The sequence below is a fragment of the Streptomyces rubellus genome (genome assembly GCF_036323805.1).
GTDB lineage: Bacteria > Actinomycetota > Actinomycetes > Streptomycetales > Streptomycetaceae > Streptomyces.
The window spans coordinates 232,934-253,231 of sequence record NZ_JAZDCX010000001.1 but is presented as its reverse complement, the minus strand read 5'-3'; the positions used below and the strand labels follow the sequence as shown (position 1 = coordinate 253,231).

Below are 20,298 nucleotides of genomic sequence, written 5' to 3'. Positions count from 1 at the left end.
CTACTCGCAGCCCGTCTCGCTCATGCCCAGCGGCGGGTGCGCCTTCGCGAAGCGCTCGAGCTCTGCCCGCCGGCCGGCAGGCTCGACCGTGTCGAGGCGGTCGGCCGTGCTCTCCGGAACGCGGATGCCGGGCAAGCGGCACTCATGCCCTCAGTCTGAGGTCTGCACCGGCCTTCGCTGGTCTCCCGCCACTCCCTTGGCGCGGTCGTTGCCGTCGTACGCGGCGCCACCGGCCCTTTCGTACGGCAGGTAAGTGCCGTCTGCCAGGTCGTGGTTCGGATTGCCCCTGGCCCACTCTGCGGTGATGGCCTCCGGCTGCCTCTCATGGCCGTCGAAGTTCTCGATGTTCTTTCCGCTGACTTCTTCGCCGTCCCGGCGAGTTCGGACTCGATCGCGCGGGCCGGGGCGACGGCCGGGGTGGCCGCCCATGGTCCGGCTGGAGGAGTGCTCGTCGGCGAGCGCCGGACGGGACGCCGTCTCGCGGAAGCCTGTCGGCTCCGGCAGACGGCGGAAAGGAAAGAGAAAAGGCAAGGAGACCTCTCCTTGCCACTCTCAACGTATAGCGCATCGGGGGGCTTGCGGCAAGACCCGGGGCATGGCGCAGAATCCTCCGCCGAGGCCACAACCTGCGGAAACAGGGGGGCGGGCCGGCCGGGTGCCGCTCGTCGGCGGCAATGCCGATCGGGGACGGAGAAGGGCCGACAGGAAATCCGGCGGAGCTTGAGGTGCCGGGAAACCGGCCGATCGGTGCGGTGCGACGGAGCACGGCCGCCATGGAGGGTGTCGCGATGACCGAACAGTATGTGCTGGATCTTCGAGAGGTGGACGGGACGCGGGCCGCGGTCGTCGGCGGCAAGGGCGCGCACCTGGGGGAGCTGTCGCGGATCGAGGGCGTCCGCGTGCCGGACGGGTTCTGCGTGACGACGGACGCCTTCCGGCGGATCATGGCGCAGGCGCCGTCGGTCGACGGCCGGCTCGACGAGCTGTCGCGCCTGGGCCCGGACGACCGGGAGGGGATCCGCGCGCTCAGCGCGGAGATCCGCCGGAGCATCGAGCAGATCGCCGTCCCCGGCGATCTCGCGGCGGAGATCACCCGGGCGCTCGACCGGCTCGGCGGGCGGGCCGCCTGCGCCGTCCGGTCCAGCGCGACGGCGGAGGACTCGCCGACGGCTTCCTTCGCGGGCCAGCAGGACACGTACCTCAACGTCGTGGGGACGGAGGCGGTCCTGCGGCACATCGGCCGGTGCTGGGCGTCGCTGTTCACCGAGCGGGCCGTGACCTACCGCCTGCGGAACGGCTTCGACCACCGCGCGGCCCGTATGGCCGTGGTCGTGCAGCGGATGGTCCTCCCGTACGCGGCCGGGGTCCTGTTCACGGCCGACCCCGTGACGGGCGACCGGAGGACCGCCACCGTGGAGGCCGGCTTCGGCCTCGGCGAGGCCCTGGTCTCCGGCCTGTTGAACCCGGACGTCTTCGCGGTGCGCGACGGCGGGATCACCGCCAGGACGGTCGCCGTCAAGCAGCGTGCCGTCCAGGCCCTGCCCGGCGGCGGCACGCGGGAGGTGGCCGTCGACCCGGAGCGCCGCGAGCAGCCGGCGCTGACGGACGAGCAGGCCGTGCGGCTCGTGGCGCTCGGGCGACGGATCGAGGCGCACTTCGGCCGCCCGCAGGACATCGAGTGGTGCCTGGCCGACGACGGCTTCGAGATCGTCCAGAGCCGGCCGATCACCACGCTGTTCCCCGTGCCCGAGACCGGCGACGCGGAGAACCACGTCTACGTCTCGGTCGGTCACCAGCAGATGATGACCGACCCCATGCGGCCGCTGGGAATCTCCATGTGGCAGCTGACCGCCATGGTGCCGATGCACGAGGCCGGCGGGCGGCTGTTCGTCGACGTCACCCGGCACCTGGCCTCGCCCGCGAGCCGCGCCGCCCTCCTGGAGGCCATGGAGAGGTCCGATCCGCTGATCAGGGACGCGCTGGTGACCGTCCTGGAGCGCGGCGACTTCGTCCCCTCGTCCCCGGACGCGGGTCCCGGCCGGCTGCTGGGAGCGCCGGGGCCGGGGGCCGCCCCGGTCGAGACCGACCCGGTCGTCGTCACCGGGCTGATCGAGCGCAGCCGGGCGTCCCTCGCCGCCCTGGAGCGCGACATCCGGACGAAGACCGGGCCGGCGCTGTTCGACTTCCTGCTGGAGGCCGTCGAGGAGCACAAGCGGGTCCTCACCGATCCGCTGAACCTTCAGGTGATCACGGCGGGGATGGAGGCCACCTGGTGGCTCAACGACAGACTGCGGGAGTGGCTGGGCGAGAAGAACGCGGCCGACACGCTCACCCTGTCCGCCCCCGGCAACGTCACCTCGGAGATGGGGCTGGCGCTGCTCGACGTCGCCGACGCGGTCCGCCCGCATCCGGAGGTGGTGGCGTTCCTGCGGGACGTCAAGGACTCCGGGGACGCCGGCTTCCTGGACGAGCTGGTGGGACTCCCGGGCGGTGCCGAGGCGCGCGGCGCCATCGAGGGCTACCTCGACCGGTACGGCATGCGCTGCGTCGGCGAGATCGACATCACCAGGCCGCGCTGGCGCGAGCGCCCCGCCACGCTCGTGCCGCTGATCCTCGACAACGTCGGGAAGTTCGGGCCGGGCGCCGCCGCGCGGCGCTTCGAGCAGGGGCTGCGGAAGGCGCGGGAGAAGGAACGGGAGGTGCTGTCGCGGCTGCGGGCCCTGCCGGACGGGGAGCGGAAGGCCGCCGAGACCAAGCGGATGATCGACCGGGTCCGGACCTTCATCGGTTACCGGGAGTATCCGAAGTACGACATCGTCAGCCGCTTCCTCGTCTACAAGCGGGCCCTGCTCGAGGAGGCCGAACGCCTCGTGCGGGCCGGTGTGCTCCCCGAGCGGGAGGACGTCTTCCACCTCACGTTCCAGGAGCTCCGCGAGGTCGTCCGCTCGAACCGGGCGGACGACGGGCTCATCCGGCGGCGCAAGGACGCGTTCCGGTCGTACCACGCGCTCACCCCGCCCCGGGTGCTCACCTCGGACGGCGGGGCCGTCGCCGGGGCGTACCGGCGCGACGACCTGCCGGCCGGTGCCCTGGCCGGCCTGCCGGTCTCCGCCGGGACCGTCGAGGGGAGGGCCCGCGTCGTCCTCGACATGGCGGAGGCCTGTCTGGAGGCGGGCGACATCCTGGTCACGGCCTGCACGGACCCCAGCTGGTCGCCCCTGTTCGTCGGCATCACGGGCCTGGTGACGGAGGTGGGCGGCCTGATGACCCACGGCGCGGTGATCGCCCGGGAGTACGGCCTGCCGGCCGTCGTGGGCGTGGAGCGGGCCACCCGGCTGATCCGGGACGGGCAGCGGGTCCGCGTGCACGGAACCGACGGGTACGTCGAGCTCCTGCCCTGACCGTCGCCCGGGTCAGCCCGCGGCGCCGCTCAGCAGCAGGGCCCAGCACAGACAGCCCAGCGCGAGGCAGCACAGCACCGCGCGCACGGTGTTCCAGCGGTTCCAGGCCGCCTCGAAGTTTCCGCGCACCCCGCCCGGATCGGCGATCCGGGCGGGGTCCCCGGCCGCTTCGAGGGCGTTGTTGAGCGGAATGCTGACCCGGGCGGTGACGCCCATCGCCGCCAGGTAGAGCACCAGGGCGGCCAGGACGGGGGGCAGGACGTCCCGCTCCCCGCCCGGCAGGTGCAGGGCCGCCGCCAGGCCGGTGAAGAGTAGCGCGCCGAGGTAGCCGAAGAGGAACCAGCCGTTGAGGATCGCCACGTTGACGCGCTGCATCACCTCGACGAAGGTCCTGTCCTCCACACCGCGCAGCGCGCGCATGACCGAGCAGGCGTACGCGTAGAACAAGCCGCCGACCAGTCCCATGGTGACCGTCGCCGCCACCAGCGAAGCCGTCCGTACCGTTTCCACCACTGCCGTGCCCCTCCCCGTCTCCGGCCCCCGCCCGGCCCCGGCGGGGGCCGGCCGACCGACAGCGTAGGACAGCGGCGGCGGTCCCCCACGGCTGGACGGGGCCGTGTCGCACGGCCTCCGAGTGGGAGGCGTTCCGGCGGGCAGTCGTCACCGGAGGGCTCTGCCGGGGCGTCCGGGTGCCGGTGGCGGCCGCCGCGGCGCACGGCGCGCACGGCCTTCCTGCCCGTCGGGTCAGCGCTCCGCGGACCGGGCGTCCGGCACGTCCGGCAGTGCGGCGCCGGGGGCCGGGTGGGCGGACCGCGTACGGGCGCCCGGGTCGCTCTCCAGCACGTGCTCGACGATCCTCGTCACGGCCGCGAGCCCCTCGGGGGAGAGTTCCAGGGCGCGCAGGGCGAGCCTTCTGACGCCCAGGTTGTGGGCGACCCTGGCGAGTTCGATCTCCGCGTCGGTCCGCGCGGCCGTGCGCTCGTCCAGGAAGTAGGAGGCGGGGACGCCGAAGAAGCGGGCCAGGGCGTTCAGCAGTTCGGTGGAGGGGTTGCGTTTGGTGCCCTTGCGCAGGGCCGACAGATAGGCGCCGCCCACCCGGAGCCCGGGGTGCGCCGCCTTGACGGCGGTGGCGACCTCTTCGTTGGTGTACCGGCGGCCCCTGGGACCCTCGGGGCGGATGGCGTCGAAGAGCCGGTCGAGGTTCTCGGCCAGCGCCCGGCGCCCCTGGAGATCGGACACGCCTCCACCTCCACCGCAGCCGGACCGCCGGAAACCGCCGCCTCATCATAACTTCCGCCGTCCTCACGGAAGTCGGCAGTCCAGCCGCCCGGATGACCGCCCGGAGCCCCGGAATCGCCCTCCGCCGCCGCCGCCCGACCGCGGGTCGAGCGGTTCCCGGAACGCCTCGGTCACGGGTTCGCCGGCCCGCCGGCGCGGGGCCCGGGAGTTCGGGGTCTCCCGGGCCCTCGCCCCGCACGGCGGGCGCCGGCGGTCACCGTGCCCGGGCCCGCTCCCGGAACGCCTCCGTCACCTCGGCCCACCGGCGCGCCCGCTCCCCCGTCAGCCGGCCGCGCAGCCCGGCGAGCCGGAGCAGGTTCGCCTCCGCGTCCCGGCCCAGGGTCCGGGCCTGCGCGGTGTAGTGGTCGTCGAGCAGCGCCTCCACCTCCTCGTCCGTCATCACCGGGACGAGCCGTCCGGCGAGCGCGGCCGTGTCGCGGTAGGAGCCCTGGAGCCGGAACGGCGGCTCGGTGCGGGTGTCCTCGTCCTGGGCGGCGGAGGCGATGTAGGCGGCGTTGACGGCCAGGACCGTGCGCCGTACCCGCAGCAGGCCGCGCAGCACGCCCAGCACCGGCTCCAGTTCGGCCGGGGAGCAGGGGTGGGCGAGGCGGTCGGCGCGGGCGGCGGGGTCGCCGGCGGCCAGCCGCACCAGCAGTTCGACGTCGCCGCGCTCGCGGGCGGCCAGCGGGGCGAGCACCGGGTTGGCGGTGAGGGCGTTCTCGACGTGGCTGAGCGCGAACAGTTCCCGGCGGCCGGCCAGGACGTCGCCCAGGTTCCACACGTCCGCCCGGTTGGCCAGCATGTCCGGGACCCGGAAGCGGGCGCCGGACTCGGTGAAGGGGTTGCCCGTCATGCACACCGCGAACCGCCGGGCGCGCAGATCGTACGTGGCCTGCCGCCCGTCCGAGAACCGCACGCCGTCGATGCGGCGCTGGGCGTCGCACAGCGGGATGAACCGCTGGAGCAGCTCCGGCGAGGTGTGCTGGATGTCGTCGAGGTGGAGCAGCACGTCGTCGCCCAGCTCCAGCGCGAGGTTGATCTTCTCGACCTCGCGCCGCGCGCCGGCGTCCGGCGCCGCCGCCGGGTCCAGGGAGGTGGTGCGATGGCCCAGCGCCGGTCCGTCGACGCGGACGAAGGCCAGGCCGAGCCGGGCGGCGACGTACTCCATCAGCGTCGTCTTGCCGTAGCCGGGCGGGGACAGCAGCATCAGCAGGCCCTGGCTGTCGGTGCGGCGGTCCTCGCCCGCGGTGCCGAGCTGCTTGGCGAGGTTGTCGCCGACCAGCGGCAGGTACACCTCGTCGACCAGGCGGTTGCGCACGAAGGTGGGCAGCACCCGGGGCGTGTGCGCGTCCAGCCGCAGCCGCTCGCGCTGCCCGGCCAGCACCTCGGCGCGGCGCCGGGTGTACGCGCGGTGCGCCGGGACGCGGTGGGCGCGGAACTCGCCGGTACGCGCCAGGAACTCGTCCAGCCGCAGCGGCAGGGTGCCGCCGGTGATCCTCGGGTGGGTGCCCAGCAGGCCGGTGACGGCGGCGGTCAGCGGGGCGTCGGCGTCCCGGCCGGGCACGGCGCCGTCGCACAGCAGCAGGGCGACGGCCTCGGGCAGGTCCGGGTTCTCCGCGCCGCCGGGCGCGGGGTCGCCGGACGCGGGATCGCCGGACGCCGCCCAGGAGCCGAGCCAGGCCGCCGCGAGCTGGTGGCGGGCGGCGAGGTGCTCCGGCCCGCCGGGGGTGCCGCCGGAGACGCTGTCGCCGAGCGCCCGCAGGTCCTCGGCGAGCTCCTTGGCGGCGGCACCCTCCGGGCCGCCGAGCGCGGCGTGGAAGCCGTCCAGCAGGACGCGGGCGCCGGGTCCGGTGACGAACCGGCCCCGGCCCTCGGCCAGTTCCTCGACCAGATAGGCGCCCACGGCCGCCGGGCTCGGCGGACGGGGCAGCCCGGCCCCGGTCAGGAAGGCGTCGGCGGCGGCCCCGAGTTCGGCGGCCAGCTCGTCCACCGCGCCCCGGGCGGCCTCGGTGGCGAAGGTGTCGCGGGCCCGGACCAGGGACTGGGCGCGGGCCGTCCAGACGGTACGGGCGGTGGCGCCGTCCGTACCGCCGGTGCCGCCGGTGCCGCCGGTGCCGCCGGTGCCGCCGGTGCCGTACGCCCAGAACAGCCGGGCCGCGGCCCGCGCTTCGGGAGTGAAGCGCAGCAGTCCGGCCCCGGCGCGCAGCCGCAGCAGCGCGGCCAGGATCGCGGCGGCGTCGTGGTCGTGGACGCCCCGGTCGTACCCCTCGTCGTACGCCGCCTCGGCGGCGGCGCGGACGGCCGGGAGGAGGTCCCCGGGGCCGGGGAGGTTCCCGTCACCGGCGGTGGGGGGACCGGCGGTGGCGGCGAGCAGCGCGGCCGGGCCGCGGTCGGCGAGCACGCACGCGGCCAGGTGCTCGGCGCGGTAGACCGCCGGCGACTCCGAGGCCAGCGGCTGGTCCCAGAACTCGCGGGCGGCGGTCAGCTCCGCGTCGTGGACGGCGGCCCGGTAGCCGGTGCCGGACACCGTCAGCAGCAGCCCGCCGTCCGCCGGGACCAGGGCCGCCTCCAGCGGGCGGGCGGTGACGGCGAAGCGGTGCCGGCCCAGCCGTACGGCACCGTCGGCGCCGTACAGGTCGGCGCGGTCGCGCAGGGCGCGCAGCGCCTCCTGCCGGGCGGCCTTGAGCCGCCCGGCCAGTTCCTCGGCGCGGGCGACCGCGCCGAGACCGCGCAGTTCCCCGGCGGCGGCGCGGGCCCGGGCGACGAGCGGGTCGGTGGCGAAGTGGGCGGCCACCTCCTCGGCGGAGGCCAGGGCCGCGCAGCGGCGGGCGACGGTGTCCAGCACCCGTGCCGCGGAGCGCGCCAGGCGCTCGGCGCGGCGGGTGCGCTCGTCCAGCAGCGCCTGGCGGCGGGCGGTGAAGGCCCGGTCGATCTCCTCGCGCCGCTCGGCCAGCCGGTCGAGGAAGTCGTCGAAGGCGCCGAAGCGGGACTCCAGGTCCTCCAGCCGGGCCAGCAGCCGGGCGAGCTGCCCGTCGCACTCCTCGGGGGTGGCCGCGGCGGCCACCGCGGCGGCCACCGTCTGGCCCAGCAGGGCGGTCTCGGCGGCGAACGCCGCCCGCCCCTCCGCCTCCAGCAGCTCCCGGCGGCGTCCCGCCAGCACGGCGCGGGCGCGGTTGACGGCGGCGGTGGCCTCGCCGATCCGTTCCAGTACGGCGGTGCGCACGGTGGTGTCGGCCGCCTCCAGGGAACCGATCACGTCGGTGACGGCGGCCAGCCCGTCGGCGTGCCCGGTGAGTTCCCCGTCGAGCGGTTCGGTGGCGGCGGCCGTGCCGGCGGCGCGGGCGCGGTCGGCCAGTCCGCCGACGGCCGCGGTGATGCCGTCGAAGGCGCCGGGACGGGCCAGCCGGGTCAGCGCCCGGCGCCCGGTGGCCTCCAGGACCGCGTCCAGCTCCGCGGCGAGCGCGTCGATCCGGCCGGGGTCGGCGTGGCGCAGCTCGCGCAGCGCCTCCGCCTCGCCGCGGGCCCGGCGCAGTCCGGTGAGCAGGGCGGCCCAGCCGGCCGCGTCGGCCGGGGCCTCGCCGCGGGCCCGGCGCACCAGCGCGGTCGTCCGCTCGCCGGCCGCCGCCACGGCGGCGGCGTCCCTCTCGCGCAGTTCGGCCGTCCGCTCGTGTTCGGCCAGCGCCTGCTCGGCGCTCTCGCGCAGCGCGCGCAGCGGCTCGCCCAGTCCCTCCAGTGCGCCGGCCAGTTCGGGCGCGGACAGCCAGTGGTGCCGGTCGGCGACGCGCGCGCAGGCGGCGGCCACCGCCTCCAGGGCCGCGGCGGGCACCTCCCGTTCCCCGGTGGTGAGGGGCTCGGTCAGCCGTACGACGGACAGGCAGTCGGCGAGGCCGCTCACCAGCTCGGCGTTGCCGACCCGGGCGAGCGGGCCGTCCCCGGCCGGCCGCGCGGCGGCGTGTGCCTCGGAGACGTACGGGGTGCGCCACACCTGGACGGGGTGGGTGCGCGCCGCGCCCGTCCCGTCCGGGTGGGGGGCGCCCGCCCCGCCGGGCTCCCGCAGGACGGCCAGGGTGCCGTCCTCGAACAGGGCGTGGCCCAGGGCGGTGACGGGGGCCGCGGCCTCCTTGCGGATCAGGTTGTACGGCATCAGCAGGGTGCGGCCCAGGGCCGGGGCGCGGAAGACGTACAGCACCTCCTCGCCGCCCGGGGAGCGCACCTCGGTCTCGTACGCGAAGCCCGCGGTGCTCCCGGCGGCCCCGGTGTCGAAGACGCGGACGGCGGACCCGGCCGGGGCGTCGGCCAGGCAGCAGCCGCCGGGGAAGACCAGCCCCTGGCCGCCGGGGAGCCGGCGGCAGGACTGCCCGATGCCGTCCAGCCGTACGACCTCCCGGGTGCGGGTGTTGAACACCAGGTGGCGGTGGGCGGTCTCGTTGTACGGCAGGACGCGCAGCAGGACGAGCGGGCCGACCCGGGCGTGGGCGATCTCGGCGTCGGCCAGGGACTGCAGGGGGTCCTCGACCGGCTCGGAGTGGATGCCGTCGGCGGTCTCGGTGTCGTTCTCGGTCTTGACGGTGAGGGAGCCGCCGACGGTGGAGACGTACAGCGCCCCGCCGGCGACCGCCACGTGCGGGTGCCGTCCGGTGAGGTGGTCCTCGCGGGTGGCCGCGGTCCAGTCGAGGTCGGAGGCCGGCAGGACTCCCTGGTCGCGGTGGTCGCGCTCCCCCTTGTCGTCGAGGTACGCCACCGTCCCGTCGGGCGCGACGCGCCAGCGCAGGACCCGGATGTCGGTCAGTCGCTCGCCGGTGCGGAAGACGGCCAGCAGCAGCGGGCCGGTGCGGCGCAGCCGCAGCAGCCGGGCCTGGCGGTAGTAGCGGTGCAGCTCCTCGACGTCGCGCCGGAAGCGGGGGTCGTCGAGCAGGCCGGGGACGGCGTCGTGGCCGGCGGCCGTGAAGAACGGCGGTCCGCCGCCGTCGCGGCCGGCCGGGCGGTACAGGGCGAACACGTCGGCGGCCCCGGCCGTCTCCCCCGGCCCGGTCCCGCGGCCCTGGGAGTGGCCGCCCAGCAGCAGCGCGCCACCGACCTGCACGACGTCGCACGGCTCCAGGGGGTGTCCGGTGCGCAGCCGGTCGGCGCCCGCCAGCTCCATCCCGGCGCCGCCGAAGGTCTCGGTGCGGCGGGCCTCCAGGGCCTTGGCGCGGGCCGCCAGCTCGGCGGCCGCGGCGGCCGTCCGGGCGCGCAGCACCTCGTGGGTGCCCTCGTCCGGCCGCGGTTCCCGCCGGTTCTCCACAGCACGGTCGGCGGGCCGGTCGGCGGTCCGGTTCTCCACGTCGTCCAACTCCTCGTCCACTGCCGGTTCTTCGGGAGGGGTGCCGGGCTGGTGGCCGGCGGGCGCGGGCCCGCCGGCCACCGCGGGTCACCGGCCGGCCGGTGACCCGTTGGCGCCGGCCGGGTGCGGGCCCGTCAGGGCCGACAGCGGCAGGTCGGCCGCGCCCGAGTCGCGTACCGCCGCCAGCAGGGCGGACAGCTTCGGCGCCTCGGGGCCGCCCGCGGCGGCCAGCTTCGCCAGCAGGCCGGCCAGGGTCGCGTCGCGCAGCCCGCCGGCGCCCAGTCCGGCGGCCAGTGAGGTGAGGTCGGCGGTGAAGGTGGACTTCTCCCCGTCGAGCCAGGGGCCCGCCATGGCCTGGACGGTCCCGCTGTGGTTCACGAAGCCGTCGACGCTCTTCCCGGCCGTGATCGAGCCGACGAGCTTGTCGAAGAAGACCGAGTCCCCGCCGACGATGTCGATGTCGGCGTTCTCCAGACCGGTGGCGATCATGGTCGCCTGGGCCTCGGCGATCTGCCGCTGGACGTCGATGCCGGCGATGCGGACCTCCTTCTCCGCCTCCAGCCGCAGCCGGTACTCCTCGTGCTCCCGGCTCGCCTCGTCCAGGCGGGCCATGGCGGCGGCCTTCTCGGTGAGCCCCTCGGCCTCCGCCTTCAGCTTCTCGCGCAGGCCCTCGGCCTTCGCGACGGCCAGCTCCCGTTCGGCGACGGCCTCGACCTGCCGGGTCCTGGCGACCGCGTCGGCCATCCGCTCCTGGACCTCGGCCTCGGCGAGCCCGGCCGCGGCGGCCTCGGCCTTCCTCCCCTCGGCGAGGCGGACGGCGGCCTGGGAGTCCAGCTCGGCGGCCTTGCGGCGCGCCTCGGCCATCGTCAGCTCCTCGGCGGCCCGGTGCCCGGCGGCCTGCTCGGCGGCCTCGGCCGCCTTGATGTCCTTGACCAGCCGCTCCTGCGCCTGCGCCTCGGCGGCGATGACCAGGGCCTGGCGCTCCCGCTCGGCCTCCTCGACGGTGCGCAGCTTCTTGATCTCCTCCTCCTGCTGCGCGACGGTCTTCTCCACCGCGATCCGCTCCCGGACCACGTCGGCGATCTCCCGCTTCTCGGCCTCGATCTCCTTGTCGGCGGCGATGCGGCGCAGCTGGGTCTCGCGCTCGCGGGCGATGACCTCCAGCAGGCGGTCCTTCTCGATGCGCTCGTTCTCGACGGCCACCACCCGGTCGCGGTTGAGCCGGGCGACGGCGATCTCGCGCTCGCGGTTCTCGCTCTGGATGCCGAGGGACTCCTCGGTCTTCAGGTGCGCGGTGTGGGCGCGCAGCCGCTCCTCGGCCTGGACGCGGGCGGTCTCGGCCTCCTCGCGGGCGCGTACGGTCTCGATCTCGCGCTGCTGGCGGATCTCGGCGTCGGCCCGGCGGCGCTCCAGTTCCAGGACGGCCTCCTTGGCGTCGACGTCCTGCCGGGTGATCTCCTTCTCCTCGTTGCGCTGGAGCTCGTTGGTGCGGATGTGCTCGGCGGCCGTCAGCTCGGTGATCTTCCGGATGCCCTGGGCGTCGAGGATGTTGTCGCTGTCGAGCTGGGACAGCGGGGTCTGCTCCAGGTGGTCGATCGCCGCGTCCTCCAGGCTGTAGCCGTTGAGGTCGGTGCCGACGACGGCGATGATCCGGTCCCGGAACTCGTCGCGCTTGGTGTAGAGGTCGGCGAAGTCGAGTTGCTTGCCGACGGTCTTGAGCGCCTCGGAGAACTTGGCGTTGAACAGTTCCTGGAGGGTGGTCCGGTCGCTGGCCCGCTCGGTGCCGATGGCCTGGGCGACCTTGACGACGTCCTCGACGGTCTTGTTGACGCGGACGAAGAACGAGATGCGGATGTCGGCGCGGATGTTGTCCCGGCAGATCAACCCCTCGCCGCCGGTGCGGGCGATCTCGATCGTCTTCACCGAGATGTCCATGACCTCGGCCCGGTGCAGCACGGGCAGCACGACGGTGCCGGTGAAGGTCACGTCGACCTTGCGCATCTTGGAGACGATCAGCGCCTTGCCCTGTTCGACCTTGCGGAACAGCCGGCTGACGGCGAGGAGGAGGGCGATCCCCATGAGCAGGAGCACGGCGAGGAGTACGCCGAGGCCGGTGGAAATGGCGTCCATGGCGGTGGGTTCCCTTGTGAGGTGGTGGGAGTTCGCGGGTCCGCGGGCCCGGGCGGGCGCGCGGCGGCGCGGCGGGGCACCCGGGGACCGGGTGTGCGGGATCGGGTGTGCGGGAGGCGGGCCGGTACGGGGGCGGCGCGCTCAGCGCGCCGGGCGTTCCGGGTCCAGGGCGGGGTCCCAGGGGGTGACGCGGAAGAACTCGCCCGCGGGGTCGTAGTCGAAGACCAGGGCGGTGTGTCCGGCGGCGAGCCCGGCGGCGTCCGCGCCCTGGGCGCGGACCTGGACCAGCACCGCCGACCCGTCGTCCGTGGTGATCTCGGCCTGCCCGAAGCGGTGGCTGACGTGCCCGGTGCGGATGGTGCAGACCCGGCCGACCAGGTCCCGCCGTCCGGTCCCCGTCTCACGGGGCACCAGCCGGCCCAGCGGGCGGACGAGCAGCCGGGTGCCGAGCCAGGCCGCGCACAGCGCGGCGGGCAGGACCAGCAGCCGCGGCAGGGGGGCCGCGGCGGGGCCGCCGACCAGTGCGGTACCGCTCAGTGACGCGAACCAGGCAACGGCGATGAAGACCGTCAGGGTCACCGGGGCGGGTGCGCCGCCGAGCCCGGCGGCGGCCAGCACCCCGGCGGGCCCGAGGCCCGGGGCGTCGGCGTCGATGCCCTCACCCCCGTCGAGGGCATCGGCGCCGACCCCTCCCACCAGCGCGAAGAGCCAGTAGAGGAACACCAGCAGCAGTCCGAAACCGAACAGGCTGGCGGGGAAGACCATGGCCACCCGTATGAACTCGCCCATGACTCTCCCCCGTCCCGGTTGCGTTGCGTTCCTCATGATGACAATCCGTCGTCAGCCGCACATTGCCAGGATCCGGCAATCTTTATGCGCTGTTTACGTCCGGCAGCGGAACGGCCGCCGGGGCCGCCGCGCCCGCGCGGGGAGGACCCGCCGCGGCGGTGCGGCGGCCGTCACCGGCGAGGGGCGCCCGAGTGCCCGGACCGGGCTCAGAGCTGCTTCTCCGGCCAGCCCAGCAGCCGGGCGCCCATCGCGGCGGTCTCCAGGGTGTAGCGCTGGAGGCCGTCGCCGGGGTCGTAGCCGGTCAGGGAGCGGATACGGGCCAGGCGGTAGGACAGGGTCCGCACGCTCACGCCCAGCCGCCGGGCGGCCTCCGCGTTCACATAGCCGGCCGCCGCGCACACCGACAGGGTCTCCAGCAGCGGCGCGGCCCCGCCCCGGGCCCGGGTGAGCGGGCCCAGGACGGTGCGGACCAGATCGGCCATCGCCGCGCGGTCGCGCAGCAGGACGGGGAAGACCAGCAGCTCGGAGGCGTTGAAGCGGACGCCGTCCAGGTCGAGCCGGTCGGCCAGGTCCAGCGCGCCGAGCGCCTCCTCGTAGGAGCGCACCACACCGCCGGGGCCGCTGTGGTCACGGCCGACCGCCACCCGCCGGGCGGGCGGGTAGCCGGGGCCGGGGCTCTCCGCCAGCCGGGCGAAGGCGTCCAGCACCGGCCGCTCGGCGGTGGCGGCGATGCACACCAGCCGCCCGTCCTTGGTGGCCAGCAGTACGTCGCGCTCGCGGAAGCGGTCCACCAGCTCGCGGTCGATGCGGCGGACGGCGGGGTGCACGTCGTCGTACTTCTCGGTGCCCTCGGCCACCGCCACCGCGTGCGAGCGGGCCAGCCGCAGGCCGAAGCGCTGGGCGCGCTCGGCGAGGCGGCCCAGATCGCTGCGGCCGTAGAGCAGGTCGTCCACGAACTCGCGGCGCTCGGCCTCCTCCTGCCGCACCGCCAGCCGCTGGGCCCGCTCGTGCCCCTCGCCGAGCGCGGCGACCGCGGCCTCCAGGGCGGCCAGCAGGGCGTCCCCGGTGCGGGCCCGCTCCGCGCCGGTGGCGGACCGGGCGATCCCGGGCAGGGTGCCCCACAGCCGCCGGGTCGCGGCGAGGTAGAGGCCGACCAGCTCGCGCAGCCCGTAACCGCTCTCGGCGGCGCGCTCCCCCGTGGTCCGGAAGGCGTCCAGCTCGGCGCGGCGCGGCAGCCGCCCGGTCTCGGACACCTCGGTGAGCAGTTCCGAGTAGCCGTCGAGATAGGAGTCGGGTATCCCGCCGCGCCTCACCGGTCGCCACCTCCAGCCCTCGCCCGGCCGCGGACCTCTCCCCCGCGTCCTCGCGCGGGGAGCCGGACGGCCCGGGTCACGGGCACAGCGTAGGGGAGCACACGGGCAGCGGCGCACGGACCCGGGGCGTTCGCGCCCGGCCTCCTGCTCCGAATGTATGAGCGGACAAGGGAGCGGGTACGGTGGGATAAGTCGCTCCATGATCAAGACACGAGATGTGATCAGGACGTGACCAGGGAGGCATCGCGGCGCGGCGATCCCCTCACGTAGAAAATCCCCTACAGAACTTCATAGGTGTGCCGGGAAGTCTGGTCGGCGACGTTTCACCCGTTTTTCCGATTTCCCCGTTGTCCCGTTGCCCGCAACCGACCCCCCGGGAGGCCCACCCATGTCGTCCAGCCCCTCCAAGGAGCCGCAGGAGCGCACCTCCCTCTTCGGCCTGCCGTCCTTCCAGGAGCGCCGCTTCCTGCTGGACGCGCTGCGCACCGAGACGGTCGGCGGAATGGTGCTGCTCGCCGCGGCCCTGGTGGCGCTGGTGTGGGCGAACTCACCGTGGGGGAACGTCTACGAGTCCGTCCGGGACTTCCACTTCGGCATCCCGGAGCTCCATCTGGACCTGTCGATCGGCCACTGGGCCTCCGACGGCCTCCTGACGATCTTCTTCTTCGTCGCCGGCATCGAGCTGAAACGCGAGCTCGTCCTGGGCGAACTGCGGCGGCCGGCCGCCGCGGCGCTCCCGATCGTCGCCGCGCTCTGCGGCATGGTGGTCCCCGCCCTGTTCTACGTCGCCGTCAACGCCGCGGGCGGCGGGCAGATGGACGGCTGGGCCGTGCCGATGGCCACCGACATCGCCTTCGCGCTCGGGGTGCTCGCCGTGATCGGCACCAACCTGCCCTCGGGCATCCGGGCCTTCCTGCTCACCCTCGCCATCGTCGACGACCTCGGCGCGATCATCGTCATCGCCGTCTTCTTCACCTCCTCCCTGAACCTCGTCGCCCTGGCCGGGGCGCTGGCCGGGCTGGTGGTGTTCTGGTTCCTCCACCACCGGCTGCGGGTGGGCGGCTGGTACGTGTACGTGCCGCTGGGCATCGTGATCTGGGCGCTGATGCACGCCAGCGGGGTGCACGCCACCATCGCCGGAGTGGCGATGGGCATGCTGCTGCGGGTGGTCCCCCTCAAGGGCAGCGGCGGCTGGGCGGCCGAGAAGGAGTCCCCGGCCGAGCGGATCGAGCACCGGGTGCGGCCGCTGTCGGCGGGCTTCGCGGTGCCGGTGTTCGCCCTCTTCGCGGCCGGGGTCAGCGTCTCCGGCGACGCGCTGGGCGAGACCTTCCGCCAGCCCGAGGCCCTGGGTGTGATGCTCGGCCTGTTCCTGGGCAAGATCCTGGGCATCTTCGGCGGCACCTATCTGATCGCCCGCTTCACCCGGGCCCAGCTCAGCAAGGATCTCGCCTGGGCGGACGTGGCCGGGGTCTCGATGCTGGCCGGCATCGGCTTCACCGTCTCGCTGCTGGTGGGCGAGCTGGCCTTCGCCGGTGACGACGCGCTCACCGAGCGCGTCAAGGCGGCGGTCCTGATCGGCTCGCTCGGCTCGGCGCTCGTCGCCTGCGTCCTCCTGCGGGCCCGCAACGCCAAGTACCGGCGGCTGTGGGAGGAGGAGAACCGGGACGAGGACCACGACGGCGTCCCGGACGTCTACCAGCGGGCGGGCGAGGACCCGGTGGGTGAGGAAGCCGCCGTCACCGCCGACCCCGCCGCCCCGGGAGAGGGCGCCGGCGAGCGGCCCGACTCCGTCAACCGCGAGGGCTGACGGGGTCGGCCGGGCCGGCGGCCCCGCCGCCGTCCGCGCCCCCGCCCGTACCGGCGTCCCGGCCGGTCCCCCCGCCGCTCCTCCCGCCGCCACGCCCGGACGACGGCAGCCGCGGCCCCTTGCCGTCGTCCGGGATGCCGGCCAGCTCCTCGACGTCGAAGACCCGTGCGATCGGCACGTCCGTGCTGCTGTGCGCGACGATCGAGAAGGCGATGGTGACGGCGATCAGGGTGAAGGCGTCCTCGGCCTGGGGGATGCCGGACTGGAGCACCAGCAGGCCGTAGACCACCGAGGCGAAGCCCTTGGGGCCGAACCAGGCCGCCGTCAGCTTCTCCCTCCGGTCGAAGTCGGTGCCCGCCAGCGACAGCAGCATCGAGGCCGGACGGATGAGCACGATGGCCAGGACCGCGACCGCGTAGCCGCCGACCGACAGCTCCCCGAACAGCTGCGGGGTGAGCAGCGCGCCGAAGACCAGCAGCGCGGCGAACTTCGCCAGCTCCGCCAGGGACTCCCCCAGCGGCTCGAAGGCCTTCTGGGACTCCGGCGCCACGGAGACGATCACCGCGCCCGCGGAGAAGGCGGCCAGATAGGGATTGGCGTGGGTGAGGTGGCAGGCCGCGTACAGGATCACCCCGGTGGCCAGCGGCAGCAGCGGCTGCAGCTTCGGCTCGGCACCCAGCAGCCGGAACCGGACGAGCCAGTGCACCAGCAGCGGCAGGGCCACGCCGAAGAACAGGCCCAGCGCCAGCTCGGTGGCGATCGCGGCGAAGTCGGCGTTCTCGGCGTGTCCGGAGGGCGCGGCGGCCGCGATGAGGATCAGGACGAAGGGCAGCGCAAGGCCGTCGTTGACGCCGCTCTCGATGTTGAGCAGCTGCCGGAGCCTGGCGGGCACCTCCTTGCGGCCCACGATGGCCGAGGCGAACACCGGGTCGGTGGGCGCCAGCACCGCGCCGATCAGGAAGGACGTCGTCCAGTCCAGGCCCACCAGGAAGTGGGTGAGCAGGGCGACCCCGAGGAAGGCCAGCGGCATGCCCAGCCCGAGGGCGCGGGCCGGATTGCGCCAGGCCCGGCGCAGCGCCGGGAAGGAGACGTGCATGCCGTCGGTGAACAGCACCGCGAAGAGCGCGAGATCGGCGGTGACCGCCACGATCTCGCTGTCCGGGGTGATGTGGATCAGTCCGAGGAAGCCGTCGCTGACGATCGCGCCGCCCACCAGGAACAGCAGTGAGGTGGAGAGCACCGACCGGGCGGCCAGCCCGGACAGCAGCACCGCCACCAGCAGCGCCACTCCGAACACGATGACGAGTACCACCTGAGCCGCTCCCCGCTGTCGGTCGTTCTTCCGTCCCGGTACCGGACCGGCGGCACCCTACCCGGCCGGCGGGACGAGCCCCGGCGGCGGGTCCGGCGAGCGGCGGCGGCACACCTTTGCCTAATACCCCCTAGGGGTATAGTGTTGTCATCGTCGGAAGGCGCGTCCGCCAACAGGAGTGCCGCCGAGAGACCGTTCGAGGGAGCAACAGCCATGAGCACCGTCACCACCACCTACAAGGTCACCGGCATGACCTGCGGCCACTGCGAGGGCGCGGTCACCGAGGAGGTCTCCGGGATCGACGGCGTCACCGGGGTCGAGGCCGCCGCCTCGACCGGCCTGGTGACCGTCACGTCCACCCGCGAGCTGGACGACGAGGCGGTACGCGCCGCCGTGGACGAGGCGGGTTACGAGCTCGCCGGCCGGGCCTGACCACCGTCACACCACGACCCCACCGCCCGGGCCGTACCGCCGCCGCGCAGCCGCGCGGACGGTACGGCCCGGTCCTCCCGGGAGACGCCATGACCAGTACGACCGACACCATGACCAGTACGGCCACGGCCGCCGGACAGCCGGCGGCGGCCTTCGAGGTCGAGCTCGCCGTCGGCGGGATGACCTGCGCCTCGTGCGCCGCCCGCGTCGAGAAGAAGCTCAACCGGATGGACGGGGTGAGCGCCACCGTCAACTTCGCCACGGAGAAGGCCCGCGTCTCCTACCCCGACGGGGTCACCGTGGACGACCTCATCGCCACGGTCGAGCGGACCGGCTACACCGCCGCCCTCCCCGAGCCGCCCGCGGCCCGGCGGCCGGACGGCGGCCCGGACGGCGGCACGGACACGGACACGGACACGGGTGCGGACGGCGGCGGGGAGACGGAGGCGCTGCGGCAGCGCTTCTGGGTCTCACTGGTGCTGTCGGCGCCGGTGGTGCTGCTGTCGATGGTCCCCGCGCTGCAGTTCGACAACTGGCAGTGGCTGTCCCTGACGCTGGCCGCGCCCGTGGTGGTCTGGGGCGCCCTGCCCTTCCACCGCGCGGCCTGGACCAACGCCCGGCACGGCGCGGCCACCATGGACACCCTGATCTCCATGGGCACGCTCGCCGCCCTCGGCTGGTCGCTGTGGGCGCTGTTCTTCGGCCACGCCGGAATGCCCGGGATGCGGCACGGCTTCGAGTTCACCGTCTCCCGGACGGACGCCTCCTCCGCCCTCTATCTGGAGGTGGCGGCCGGGGTGACCACGTTCATCCTGCTCGGCCGCTATCTGGAGGCGCGTTCCAAACGGAACGCGGGCGCCGCCCTGCGCGCCCTGCTGGAACTGGGCGCCAAGGAGGTCACCGTCCTGCGGGACGGCCGCGAGGAGCGGGTTCCGGCCGACTCGCTGGCGGTCGGCGACCGCTTCCTCGTCCGCCCCGGCGAGAAGATCGCCACCGACGGCACCGTCGTGGAGGGTTCCTCGGCCGTGGACACCGCCATGCTGACCGGCGAGTCGGTCCCGGTGGACGTCACCGTGGGCGACACGGTGACCGGGGCGACCGTCAACACCTCCGGACGGCTGGTCGTGGAGGCCACCCGGGTCGGCGCCGACACCCGGCTGGCGCGGATGGCGAAGCTGGTGGAGGACGCGCAGAACGGCAAGGCGGAGGTGCAGCGGCTGGCCGACCGCGTCTCGGCGGTCTTCGTGCCCGTCGTCATCCTGCTGGCCCTGGGCACCCTGGGCTTCTGGCTCGCCACCGGCGGCGGGGCGACCGCCGCGTTCACCGCCGCCGTCGCCGTACTGATCATCGCCTGCCCCTGCGCCCTGGGCCTGGCCACCCCCACCGCGCTGCTGGTCGGCACCGGGCGCGGCGCCCAGCTCGGCATCCTCATCAAGGGGCCCGAGGTCCTGGAGAACACCCGGCGCGCGGACACCATCGTGCTGGACAAGACCGGCACCGTCACCACCGGGCAGATGGAGCTGCGGGACGTCGTCGCCGCGGACGGCACCGCCGAGGACGAGGTGCTGCGGCTGGCCGGGGCGCTGGAGAACGCCTCCGAGCACCCCATCGCCCAGGCGATCGCCGCCGGGGCGGCCGAGAGGTTCGGCACCCTGCCCGTCCCCGAGGGCTTCGCCAACCTCCCCGGACTGGGCGTGCGGGGCACCGTCGAGGGCCGTGAGGTGCTCGTCGGCCGCGAGCGGCTGCTCGCCGGGGGCGGCGCTGCCGCCCCGGAGCTCCCCCGGGAACTGGCCGGGGCCCGGGGCGCCGCGGAGGCGGCGGGCCGTACCGCGGTCCTGGTCGCCTGGGACGGGGCGGTACGCGGGGTGCTGACGGTGGCCGACGCGGTCAAGCCCACCAGCGCCGAGGCCATCGACCAGTTGCGCGCCCTGGGCCTGACCCCCGTCCTGCTCACCGGCGACAACCGCGCCGTGGCCGAGGCCGTCGCCCGCGAGGTGGGCATCGACCCCTCCCCCGAGACCGTGATCGCCGAGGTCATGCCCGAGGACAAGGTCGAGGCCGTCAAGCGCCTCCAGGACCGGGGCCGCACCGTCGCGATGGTCGGCGACGGCGTCAACGACGCCGCCGCCCTCGCCCAGGCCGACCTCGGTCTGGCCATGGGCACCGGCACCGACGCCGCCATCGAGGCCGGCGACCTCACCCTGGTCCGCGGCGACCTGCGCGTCGCCGCCGACGCCATCCGGCTGTCCCGCCGCACCCTGGGCACCATCAAGGGCAACCTCTTCTGGGCCTTCGGTTACAACGTCGCCGCCCTGCCGCTGGCCGCCGCCGGTCTGCTCAACCCCATGATCGCCGGTGCCGCCATGGCCTTCTCCTCGGTCTTCGTGGTCACCAACAGCCTGCGGCTGCGCACCTTCCGCTGACCGTCCCCGGCGGCTCCGGCCGTCCCGCCCGTCTGCCGACGCCCCGGCGGACGGGCGGGGCAGTCGGATGATCATATGAGCGTGAATACG

12 protein-coding genes are annotated in these 20,298 nt (G+C 74.9%); 4 read left to right on the top strand and 8 right to left on the bottom strand.

All coding sequences use genetic code 11. From position 1 onward, the window contains the following. Positions 1-150: 150 nt before the first annotated feature. Entirely contained in the window at positions 151-531 is a 381-nt protein-coding gene (locus V1L54_RS01060; RefSeq protein ID WP_330115873.1) for a hypothetical protein, read from the bottom strand. A gap of 257 nt (positions 532-788) precedes the next feature. Here V1L54_RS01060 and rph point away from each other — a divergent pair, with 257 nt between their 5' ends. Continuing rightward, on the top strand, positions 789-3,401 hold the full coding sequence (rph, locus tag V1L54_RS01055; protein ID WP_330115872.1) for a rifamycin-inactivating phosphotransferase: 2,613 nt from the start codon (positions 789-791) through the stop codon (positions 3,399-3,401). Between the two features lie 12 nt (positions 3,402-3,413). On the opposite strand, the gene V1L54_RS01050 is transcribed toward rph, so the two are convergent. From V1L54_RS01050 to V1L54_RS01025, 6 genes are all read right to left on the bottom strand, one after another. Then, on the bottom strand, positions 3,414-3,914 hold the full coding sequence (locus V1L54_RS01050; RefSeq protein WP_330115871.1) for an anthrone oxygenase family protein: 501 nt from the start codon (positions 3,912-3,914) through the stop codon (positions 3,414-3,416). A gap of 231 nt (positions 3,915-4,145) precedes the next feature. After that, entirely contained in the window at positions 4,146-4,640 is a 495-nt protein-coding gene (locus V1L54_RS01045) for an XRE family transcriptional regulator (RefSeq protein ID WP_330115870.1), read from the bottom strand. A 253-nt stretch (positions 4,641-4,893) separates the two neighbouring features. Further along, on the bottom strand, positions 4,894-10,023 hold the full coding sequence (locus V1L54_RS01040; RefSeq protein ID WP_443076420.1) for a DNA repair ATPase: 5,130 nt from the start codon (positions 10,021-10,023) through the stop codon (positions 4,894-4,896). A gap of 66 nt (positions 10,024-10,089) precedes the next feature. Next, a complete protein-coding gene (locus tag V1L54_RS01035; RefSeq protein WP_330115869.1) occupies positions 10,090-12,132 on the bottom strand; it encodes a flotillin family protein in 2,043 nt (680 codons plus the stop codon). Positions 12,133-12,273: 141 nt separating this feature from the next. Then, positions 12,274-12,921 carry a hypothetical protein gene (locus V1L54_RS01030; RefSeq protein WP_330115868.1) on the bottom strand — a complete coding sequence of 216 codons (648 nt, stop codon included), beginning with the start codon at positions 12,919-12,921 and terminating at the stop codon, positions 12,274-12,276. 206 nt (positions 12,922-13,127) lie between these two features. Next, positions 13,128-14,234 (bottom strand): PucR family transcriptional regulator, encoded by a 1,107-nt coding sequence (locus V1L54_RS01025; RefSeq protein WP_330115867.1) that lies wholly within the window; start codon positions 14,232-14,234, stop codon positions 13,128-13,130. Between the two features lie 388 nt (positions 14,235-14,622). On the opposite strand from V1L54_RS01025, the gene nhaA reads away from it, so the two are divergent. Continuing rightward, a complete protein-coding gene (gene nhaA, locus V1L54_RS01020; RefSeq protein WP_330115866.1) occupies positions 14,623-16,041 on the top strand; it encodes a Na+/H+ antiporter NhaA in 1,419 nt (472 codons plus the stop codon). Here nhaA and V1L54_RS01015 read toward each other — a convergent pair. Then, positions 16,025-17,353 (bottom strand): cation:proton antiporter, encoded by a 1,329-nt coding sequence (locus tag V1L54_RS01015; RefSeq protein WP_330115865.1) that lies wholly within the window; start codon positions 17,351-17,353, stop codon positions 16,025-16,027. The two genes, nhaA and V1L54_RS01015, sit on opposite strands and share 17 nt — an antisense overlap. A gap of 141 nt (positions 17,354-17,494) precedes the next feature. Here V1L54_RS01015 and V1L54_RS01010 point away from each other — a divergent pair, with 141 nt between their 5' ends. Then, positions 17,495-17,785, top strand: coding sequence for a heavy-metal-associated domain-containing protein (locus tag V1L54_RS01010; RefSeq protein ID WP_443076418.1), 291 nt, complete (start codon positions 17,495-17,497; stop codon positions 17,783-17,785). 89 nt (positions 17,786-17,874) lie between these two features. Further along, the gene (locus V1L54_RS01005) at positions 17,875-20,208 is read left to right on the top strand and encodes a heavy metal translocating P-type ATPase (protein ID WP_330115863.1); all 2,334 of its coding nucleotides are present in this window, start codon (positions 17,875-17,877) and stop codon (positions 20,206-20,208) included. Positions 20,209-20,298 lie beyond the last annotated feature (90 nt).

Excerpts from the sequence above, each read along its gene's own strand:
- rph (WP_330115872.1), top strand. The coding sequence starts at position 789 with ATGACCGAACAGTATGTGCTGGATCTTCGAGAGGTGGACGGGACGCGG.
- V1L54_RS01035 (WP_330115869.1), bottom strand. The coding sequence starts at position 12,132 with ATGGACGCCATTTCCACCGGCCTCGGCGTACTCCTCGCCGTGCTCCTG.
- V1L54_RS01030 (WP_330115868.1), bottom strand. The coding sequence starts at position 12,921 with ATGGGCGAGTTCATACGGGTGGCCATGGTCTTCCCCGCCAGCCTGTTC.
- nhaA (WP_330115866.1), top strand. The coding sequence starts at position 14,623 with ATGTCGTCCAGCCCCTCCAAGGAGCCGCAGGAGCGCACCTCCCTCTTC.
- V1L54_RS01005 (WP_330115863.1), top strand. The coding sequence starts at position 17,875 with ATGACCAGTACGACCGACACCATGACCAGTACGGCCACGGCCGCCGGA.